This is a genomic window from Parvibaculum sp. (assembly GCF_049672805.1).
In the GTDB taxonomy this organism is placed as follows: Bacteria; Pseudomonadota; Alphaproteobacteria; order Parvibaculales; family Parvibaculaceae; genus Parvibaculum.
In genome coordinates this window covers 1-8522 of the sequence record NZ_JBATWS010000041.1, presented here as the reverse complement: position 1 = coordinate 8522, position 8522 = coordinate 1, and the positions used below count along the sequence as shown (strand labels likewise).

Here is an 8522-nt window from a genome sequence, read left to right as displayed (position 1 = left end):
GGCCCTTCTCGAACGGGTAATTCAACGTCGCCTTCGGCTTGAAGAAATACCGCATTGCGAGAATGAAGCTCGAAATGAACTCGGTGAGGAAGAGCGACCGCACCGACTGATCCAGCCAGGCCATTTCCTCAGTCCTTTCCGTTAATAAACATCATTGCCCTGCCCTCAGTTGTTCGGCAGCAGATCGAAGCCGACCAGCACGCCCGCAGTGAGCAGAACCCAGAAGATCGAGATCGGCAGAAATACCTTCCAGCCAAGACGCATCAGCTGGTCGTAGCGATAGCGCGGCACGATGGCCTTTGCCATGGCGAACAGGAAGAAGACGAACAGAACCTTCAGCAGGAACCAGATGACGCCCGGCACCATATTGAACGGTGCGATGTCGAAAGGCGGCAGCCACCCACCAAGGAAGAAGATCGTCGTCATCGCGCACATAAGCAGGATGGCAACATACTCACCCAGCATGAACATCATGTAGGAAGTGGAGGAGTACTCGACCATGAAACCGGCGACGAGTTCCGACTCTGCTTCGGCAAGGTCAAAGGGCGGGCGGTTCGTTTCCGCAAGCGCCGAGACGAAGAAGATCACGAACATCGGCAGGTGCGGGATGAAGAACCAGACCGTCTTCTGCGCTTCGACGATGGCCGACAGATTGAGCGAGCCCGCCGTCATCAACACGCAAACGATGACGAAGCCGATGGAGACTTCATACGACACCATCTGCGCGGCAGCGCGCAGCGCGGAGAGGAACGGGTATTTCGAGTTTGACGCCCAGCCCGCCATGATGGTGCCGTACACACCAAGCGAGGAGATGGCGAAGATATAGAGGACGCCGACATTGATGTCGGAGATGACCATCTTCGCATCAAGCGGCACCACGGCCCAGCCTGCCAGGGCGAGCGTCACGGTGACCAGCGGCGCGAGCAGGAAAACGCCCTTGTTGGCGCCCGCCGGAATGACGATTTCCTTGAAGACGAACTTCAACAGGTCAGCGAAGGATTGCAGCAGGCCGAAAGCGCCAACCACGTTCGGGCCGCGACGAAGCTGTACCGCCGCCCAGATCTTGCGGTCAGCGAGCAACACATAAGCCGTTACCAGCAGGATCGCGACGATAAGGGCAAGCGACTGCGCGACGATGATCGCCAGCGGTATTCCATATCCAACGAGAAAATCCGTCATTGGCTGCAGCCCACCCTCATTCCGCCGCCTGCGCGCGCACTGCAGCGCGGGCTGCGGCGCATTGCGCCATCACCGCGCTGGCGCGAGCGATCGGATTGGTCATGTAGAAATCCTTCACCGGCGTTTCGAATGCCGTCGCATCAAGCTCGCCGGAAGCGAGTTCCGGCAAGGCGCCGGCCGGCACGACATGATCCACTTCGGCGAAGTGAGGCGCATCCGCCTCCATCGCCGCGCGGAGCGCCGAGAGATCGTCATAAGGCAGCGGCTGTCCCAGCACGCCGGAAAGCGCCCGCAGGATCGTCCAGTCTTCGCGAGCATCGCCCGGCGGGAAGACGGCGCGGCGGCCGAGTTGCACACGGCCTTCCGTGTTCACCCAGGTTGCGTTCTTTTCAGTGTAGGCGGCACCCGGCAGGATGACGTCAGCACGGTGCGCACCGGCATCGCCATGCGTGCCCTGATAGACGACAAACGCAGAGCCGAGGCGCGACATGTCGATCTCATCTGCGCCGAGCAGATAGACGAAGCTGATCTCGCCGGATGATGCGCCGTCTAGAATGCCCTCGACATCGCGGCCGCCCTCGCCCGGCACGAGGCCGAGATCGAGGCCGCCGACACGCGCGGCTGCCGTGTGGAGCACGTTGAAGCCGTTCCACTCGCCCGTGACAGCGCCAACCGATTTTGCGAGCGCCAGTGCTTCGGCGAGAACGGCAGCGCCATCCTTGCGGGTGAGCGCGCCCTGCCCGACCACGATCATCGGGCGCGATGCGTTTTTCAGCACGTCGACGAAGTCGCCGAGTTCTTTCAGCGACTGCGGACCGGCGCCGAGATAGTCATAATCATAGGTGAGATCGGCGCGCGGACCGATGAGGCCGACACGCAGGCCACCAGCGCGCGACCGCTTCAAAATGCGCGCATTGATGATCGGCGCTTCGAGGCGCGGGTTCGTGCCGATGAGCACGATTGCATCCGCTTCTTCAATCCCGGCGATGGTTGAATTGAAGAGATAGCTCGCGCGATGCGTTGCATCGAGCTTCGCGCCATCCGCGCGGCAATCAATGTTCGGCGAACCGAGCGACGCCATGAGGTCTTTCAGAGCCTTCATGGATTCAGTGCAGGCGAGATCGCCGGCAATGGCAGCGATGCTCTTGCCATCGGCACCTTTGAGCCGCGCGGCGATGGCGGTGAAGGCTTCATCCCATGTGGCAGCGCGCAGGCGGCCATTCTCACGGACATAAGGCGTGTCGAGGCGCTGCGTCTTGAGGCCGTCCCAGACAAAGCGCGTCTTGTCCGAAATCCATTCCTCATTCACCTCTTCATTGAGGCGCGGAAGGATGCGCATGACTTCTGCGCCACGCGCATCAACGCGGATATTGGAGCCGACTGCATCCATCACGTCGATGGTTTCCGTCTTCCGCAATTCCCACGGGCGCGCCGTATAGGCAAAGGGACGGAAAGTGAGCGCGCCGACCGGGCAGAGATCGACCACATTGGCCGACAGTTCCGAGGTGAGCGCGTGCTCGAGATAGGTGGTGATTTCCATATCCTCGCCGCGACCGATCGCGCCGAGTTCAGGTACACCGGCCACTTCCTGCGAGAAGCGGACGCAGCGCGTGCAATGGATGCAGCGCGTCATCACCGTCTTCACGAGCGGGCCCATATATTTGTCTTCGACCGCGCGCTTGTTCTCGACGAAGCGCGAGCCATCAACGCCATAGGCCATCGCCTGATCCTGCAGGTCGCATTCGCCACCCTGGTCGCAGATCGGGCAATCAAGCGGATGGTTGATGAGCAGGAACTCCATCACGCCTTCACGCGCGCGCTTCACCTGCTCGGTGCGTGTATGGACGACCATGCCATCCGCAGCAGGCATGGCGCAGGAAGCCACCGGCTTTGGTGACTTCTCAAGCTCGACAAGGCACATGCGGCAGTTGCCTGCGATGGAGAGGCGCTCGTGATAGCAGAAGCGCGGGATTTCCGCGCCGGCTGCCTCGCAGGCCTGCAGCAGAGTGGCGCCGTTTGCGACCTCGACCTCAATGCCGTCGACGATAAGTTTCGGCATGACCTACTCCGCCGCCCTTGCCACACCACCGCGCTTGGCGGCGATGCGGTCTTCAATCGTACCCCGGAAATGGCGGATGAGACCCTGCACGGGCCAGGCCGCCGCGTCGCCAAGGGCGCAGATCGTGTGCCCTTCGACGCGCTTCGTCACATCAAGCAGCATGTCGATTTCCTCGACCTCTGCCTCGCCTGTGACCAGACGTTCCATGACGCGCCACATCCAGCCCGTGCCTTCACGACAGGGCGTGCATTGGCCGCAGCTTTCATGCTTGTAGAAAGCGGAAAGGCGCGCGATTGCCTTGATGATGTCGGTGGACTTGTCCATGACGATGACGGCCGCCGTGCCAAGGCCCGTCTGCACTGCCTTCAGCGAGTCGAAATCCATCAACACATCGTCGCAGATCGACTTCGGAATGAGCGGCACCGATGAACCGCCGGGGATCACCGCAAGGAGGTTGTCCCAGCCGCCGCGCACACCGCCCGCATGCTTCTCAAGAAGCTCGCGCAGCGGAATGCCCATCTCTTCTTCCACGTTGCACGGGTTGTTCACATGGCCCGAAATGCAGAAGAGCTTGGTGCCCGTGTTGTTCGGACGGCCAAGGCCCGCGAACCATGATGCACCGCGCCGCAGAATGGTGGGCGCAACGGCAATGGATTCGACATTATTGACGGTCGTGGGCGCGCCATAGAGGCCGACATTCGCGGGGAATGGCGGCTTCAGGCGCGGCATGCCCTTCTTGCCTTCAAGGCTTTCGAGCAGCGCCGTTTCTTCGCCGCAGATATAGGCGCCGGCACCGTGATGCACATAAAGATCGAAGTCCCAGCCGGAGCCTGCCGCATTCGCACCGAGGAGGCCTGCTTCATAGGCTTCATCAATCGCGGCCTGCAACTGCTCGCGCTCGCGAATGAATTCGCCACGGACATAGATGTAGCCGGTATTGGCGCCCATCGCGAAGCCCGCGATCAGGCAGCCTTCGATCAGCTTCTGCGGATCGTGACGCATGATATCACGGTCCTTGCAGGTGCCGGGTTCGGACTCGTCCGCATTGACGACGAGGTAATGCGGGCGGCCATCAGACTCCTTCGGCATGAAGGACCATTTGAGGCCAGTCGGGAAGCCCGCGCCGCCACGGCCGCGCAGACCGGACTTCTTCATCTCTTCGAGAATCCAGTCACGGCCCTTGGCGATGATCGCCGCCGTGCCATCCCAGTCGCCACGCTTCCTTGCGGCTTCAAGCCGCCAATCCTGAAGCCCGTAGAGATTGGTGAAAATACGATCCTTGTCCTGAAGCATCAATTACCCCCACCCGTCTCCGACTGGTTCGCCGATGTCAGGCTCGTCGGTCCGCCAAGCGGCTCGGAAGAAATGCGCCCATTCTGCGGACCGGGTTTCACTTCCTTGCCCGCGCGCAGATCCTTCAGCACCTTCTCAAAAGAGGCGGTGTCGAGATCTTCGTAATAGTCGTTGTTGATCTGCACCATCGGCGCGTTGACACAGGCGCCCAGACATTCAACTTCGAGCCAGGACATCTTGCCGTCCTCGCTCACCACCCCTTCCGGCCCGATCTCGCGGCGGCAGACTTCCTTCAGCTCATCCGCACCGCGCAGCCAGCACGGCGTCGTGCCGCAAAGCTGCACGAAATGCTCACCAACCGGCGAGAGACGGAACATGGTGTAGAAGGTCGCCACTTCGAGCGCGCGGATATAGTTCATGCCGAGCATTTCGGCGACATAACGGATCGCCGGTTCCGGCAGCCAGCCGCCATGCTGCTCCTGTGCGCGCCAGAAAAGCGGGATGATCGCGGAAGCCTGTTTACCTTCCGGATATTTCGCAATCTGCTTCTTCGCCCATTCGAGATTTTCCGCCGTGAAGGCGAAGCTCTCGGGCTGATTGGGATCGAGACGCCTGACACTCACCGGTCCACCTCTCCGAACACGATATCGATGGAACCGAGGATGGCCGCCACGTCGGCGAGCATGTGCCCCTTGCAGAGATGATCCATCGCCTGCAGATGGGCATAGCCCGGCGCGCGGATCTTGCACTTGTAGGGCTTGTTGCTGCCATCCGACACGAGGTAAACGCCGAACTCGCCCTTGGGCGCTTCAACGGCGGCATAAACCTCGCCCGCAGGCACGTGATAACCCTCGGTGTAAAGTTTGAAGTGATGGATGAGCGCTTCCATGGAACGCTTCATCTCGGCGCGGGACGGCGGCACGACCTTGCCGTCCTCCGAACGCACGGGCCCGTCCGGCATTTTCTCGATGCACTGCTTCATGATGCGCAGCGACTGGCGCATCTCTTCCATGCGAATGAGGTAACGGTCGTAGCAGTCACCATTCTTGCCGACAGGAATGTCGAAATCGAGTTCGGAATAGACTTCATAAGGCTGCGAGCGGCGCAGATCCCAGGCCATGCCCGAGCCGCGCACCATCACGCCGGTGAAGCCCCAGTCGAGTGCTTCCTGCTGGCTGACAACGCCGATATCGACATTGCGCTGCTTGAAGATGCGGTTATCCGTCAGCAGCCCTTCCAGATCATCCAGCACCTGCGCGCAGGGATCGCAGAAATTATAGATGTCTTCGAGGAGCTGCGGCGGCAGATCGCGATTCACGCCGCCAACGCGGAAATAGTTGGCATGCATGCGCGCGCCCGATGCGCGCTCATAGAAGATCATGAGCTTTTCGCGCTCTTCGAAGCCCCAGAGCGGCGGGGTCAGCGCGCCAACGTCCAGCGCCTGCGTCGTGACGTTCAGCATATGCGCGAGGATGCGGCCGATCTCGGAATAGAGAACGCGGATATATTGCCCACGGCGCGGCACTTCGAGGCCGAGCAGCTTTTCGGCTGCGAGCACAAAGGCGTGCTCCTGATTCATCGGCGCCACATAGTCGAGACGATCAAAATAGGGCGTCGCCTGAAGATAGGTCTTGTGCTCGATCAGCTTTTCGGTGCCGCGATGAAGCAGGCCGATATGCGGATCGACACGCTCAACAACTTCGCCATTCAGTTCAAGCACGAGACGCAGCACGCCATGCGCCGCCGGATGCTGCGGACCGAAGTTCAGATGGTAGTTGCGGAGTTCCTGTTCGGCCATTGCCTCAACCCTCCGCCTTTTCGTCGCCGGGAAGCAGATATTCGACGCCTTCCCAGGGGCTCATGAAATCAAAGTTACGGAATTCCGGCACCAGCTTCACCGGCTCATAGACAACGCGCTTTTCGCTGTCGTCGTAGCGCACCTCGACATAACCGGTGAGCGGGAAATCCTTGCGCAGCGGATAACCATTGAAACCGTAGTCGGTGAGGATGCGGCGAAGATCAGGATGGCCGGAGAACAGCACGCCATACATGTCGAAGACTTCACGCTCATACCAGTTAGCGCCGGGGAAAACCGGGACCGCGCTCGGCACCTGCGTTTCCTCATCCGTCTGCACTCGCACACGGATACGCGCGTTCTGATACATGGAGAGCATGTGATAGACGACATCGAAACGAAGCGCGCGGCCGGGATAGTCCACCGCCGTAATGTCGATCAGCGTGGAGAAGCGGCAGGCCGGATCGTCGCGCAGGAACTTCAGAACGCGCACAATCGCCTGCGCCTGTGCGGTGACGGAGAGCTCACCATAGGCGACCTCAAAGCCCAGCACTGAATCTTCAAGCGCTGCCGAAACGTGCTCGCCAAGTTCTCTCAGACTTTCGTCCATCGGTACGGTCTCGAAACTCGTCTTGGGCCGCATTCCTGAATGGTGCGGCGGGGGGCCTTTTCATGAACTCAGCGGTCGAGCGTACCCGTCCGGCGAATCTTCTTTTGCAGCGCGAGGATGCCATAGAGCAATGCCTCGGCTGTGGGGGGGCATCCCGGGATATAGACATCGACCGGAACGATCCGGTCGCAGCCACGTACCACGGAATAGGAATAGTGGTAATAGCCACCGCCATTGGCGCAGGAGCCCATGGAGATGACATAGCGCGGCTCAGGCATCTGGTCATAGACCTTGCGGAGCGCGGGCGCCATCTTGTTGGTCAGCGTGCCGGCGACGATCATCACGTCGGACTGGCGGGGGCTCGCGCGGGGCGCAACGCCGAAACGCTCGGCATCATAGCGCGGCATGGAAGTCTGCATCATTTCGACCGCGCAGCAGGCAAGGCCGAACGTCATCCACATGAGCGAGCCGGTGCGCGACCAGGTGATAAGGTCTTCCACCGTCGTCAGCACAAAGCCCTTGTCGGCAAGCTCGTCGGAAGCCTGACGGAAAAACGAATCTTCCTGCCACGCGGGAATCGACGTCTCGCTGCTGACGACGCCCGGCGTGTTGGAAATTACCTTGTCTGGATTTGTTACTCCCATTCCAGAGCACCCTTCCGCCACTCATAGGTGAAGCCGATCGTGAGCACACCGAGGAACACGACCATCGACCAGAAACCGAACATTCCGACATCACCAAGCGCGACGGCCCAAGGGAACAGGAAGGCGACTTCAAGATCGAAAATAATGAACAGAATCGCGACGAGATAATACTTCACGTCGAACTTCATGCGCGCATCGTCGAAGGCTTCAAAACCGCACTCATAGGCGGTGAGCTTTTCGGGATCGGGCTTGCTCGGCGCGACGATGAAGGGCGCAACCAAAAGCGCGAGACCCACAATGAGAGACAAGCCCATGAAAATCAGGATGGGCAGGTACTCAAGCAGCAGGTCTTCCATCGAATCGTCCTCACAAGGTCCCGGTGCAAGACGCGCCGGAAAAGGGCTGCCACAACCTTCGCGCCGTTGCGCAGACCGGATGAAGGATCATCCGCAAATCGGCCTCCCAATTCGGCGCGCAGTATAGACCTCGTATCTGCAAAATCAAACGCTCGCCGCCATTTGTTCGCAGGCGAAAAGCTATTGATTTATTTGCTGTTGCGAGACGTTCCGAATAAGGCGCTCTACCCTAAATCCGGTGCGCGCAGCGCGCGGGTCATGGCCTTTGATCTCGGGATAAAGTGGCGGGAGTGACGGGACTCGAACCCGCGGCCTCCGGCGTGACAGGCCGGCGCTCTAACCAACTGAGCTACACCCCCTTACCGACGGCCGCACCGTCTGAAGGTGGGCGGTTCGTAAGCCAAGGTATGCGCTCTGTCAAGCAGTTAGCGGGTACCTCAACCCAGGGAATATGTTTGCGCCTTGCGGCGCGCGCCTGGTGGGCGGTGACAGGCTCGAACTGCCGACCCTCTCGGTGTAAACGAGATGCTCTACCAACTGAGCTAACCGCCCTGCCAAGTGCGCGTCACTCCTAGCGGAGGAAGCA

The 8522-nt window shown here is 60.5% G+C and carries 8 protein-coding genes, 2 tRNA genes and 1 pseudogene; all 11 read right to left on the bottom strand.

Going from position 1 to position 8522, the window contains the following annotated elements; all coding sequences use genetic code 11:
• Positions 1-124, bottom strand: a pseudogene (locus WBF74_RS01305) (NADH-quinone oxidoreductase subunit NuoI); the annotation flags it as partial.
• A 41-nt stretch (positions 125-165) separates the two neighbouring features.
• Complete coding sequence (nuoH, locus tag WBF74_RS01300) at positions 166-1179, bottom strand: NADH-quinone oxidoreductase subunit NuoH (RefSeq protein ID WP_424434053.1); 1014 nt, start codon at positions 1177-1179, stop codon at positions 166-168.
• A gap of 16 nt (positions 1180-1195) precedes the next feature.
• Positions 1196-3238 (bottom strand): NADH-quinone oxidoreductase subunit NuoG, encoded by a 2043-nt coding sequence (gene nuoG, locus WBF74_RS01295; RefSeq protein WP_424434051.1) that lies wholly within the window; start codon positions 3236-3238, stop codon positions 1196-1198.
• Positions 3239-3241: 3 nt separating this feature from the next.
• Positions 3242-4531 (bottom strand): NADH-quinone oxidoreductase subunit NuoF, encoded by a 1290-nt coding sequence (gene nuoF, locus WBF74_RS01290; protein WP_424434049.1) that lies wholly within the window; start codon positions 4529-4531, stop codon positions 3242-3244.
• The gene (gene nuoE, locus WBF74_RS01285; protein ID WP_424434047.1) at positions 4531-5154 is read right to left on the bottom strand and encodes an NADH-quinone oxidoreductase subunit NuoE; all 624 of its coding nucleotides are present in this window, start codon (positions 5152-5154) and stop codon (positions 4531-4533) included. Before nuoE ends, nuoF begins: the two co-directional genes overlap by 1 nt.
• Positions 5151-6329, bottom strand: coding sequence for an NADH-quinone oxidoreductase subunit D (locus WBF74_RS01280; protein ID WP_424434045.1), 1179 nt, complete (start codon positions 6327-6329; stop codon positions 5151-5153). Before WBF74_RS01280 ends, nuoE begins: the two co-directional genes overlap by 4 nt.
• Positions 6330-6333: 4 nt before the next feature.
• A complete protein-coding gene (locus WBF74_RS01275; RefSeq protein ID WP_424434055.1) occupies positions 6334-6936 on the bottom strand; it encodes an NADH-quinone oxidoreductase subunit C in 603 nt (200 codons plus the stop codon).
• Positions 6937-7004: 68 nt separating this feature from the next.
• Positions 7005-7580 carry a NuoB/complex I 20 kDa subunit family protein gene (locus tag WBF74_RS01270; RefSeq protein WP_424434043.1) on the bottom strand — a complete coding sequence of 192 codons (576 nt, stop codon included), beginning with the start codon at positions 7578-7580 and terminating at the stop codon, positions 7005-7007.
• Complete coding sequence (locus WBF74_RS01265; RefSeq protein ID WP_424434041.1) at positions 7571-7936, bottom strand: NADH-quinone oxidoreductase subunit A; 366 nt, start codon at positions 7934-7936, stop codon at positions 7571-7573. The genes WBF74_RS01270 and WBF74_RS01265 overlap by 10 nt, the downstream gene beginning before the upstream one ends.
• 282 nt (positions 7937-8218) lie before the next feature.
• A tRNA-Asp gene (locus tag WBF74_RS01260) sits at positions 8219-8295 on the bottom strand.
• Between the two features lie 117 nt (positions 8296-8412).
• Positions 8413-8488, bottom strand: a tRNA-Val gene (locus WBF74_RS01255).
• Between the last annotated feature and the right edge of the window lie 34 nt (positions 8489-8522).

Bases quoted from the DNA above. Each gene is read 5' to 3' on its own strand.
- nuoH (WP_424434053.1), bottom strand. From the start codon at position 1,179: ATGACGGATTTTCTCGTTGGATATGGAATACCGCTGGCGATCATCGTC.
- nuoG (WP_424434051.1), bottom strand. From the start codon at position 3,238: ATGCCGAAACTTATCGTCGACGGCATTGAGGTCGAGGTCGCAAACGGC.
- nuoF (WP_424434049.1), bottom strand. From the start codon at position 4,531: ATGCTTCAGGACAAGGATCGTATTTTCACCAATCTCTACGGGCTTCAG.
- WBF74_RS01280 (WP_424434045.1), bottom strand. From the start codon at position 6,329: ATGGCCGAACAGGAACTCCGCAACTACCATCTGAACTTCGGTCCGCAG.
- WBF74_RS01275 (WP_424434055.1), bottom strand. From the start codon at position 6,936: ATGGACGAAAGTCTGAGAGAACTTGGCGAGCACGTTTCGGCAGCGCTT.
- WBF74_RS01270 (WP_424434043.1), bottom strand. From the start codon at position 7,580: ATGGGAGTAACAAATCCAGACAAGGTAATTTCCAACACGCCGGGCGTC.
- WBF74_RS01265 (WP_424434041.1), bottom strand. From the start codon at position 7,936: ATGGAAGACCTGCTGCTTGAGTACCTGCCCATCCTGATTTTCATGGGC.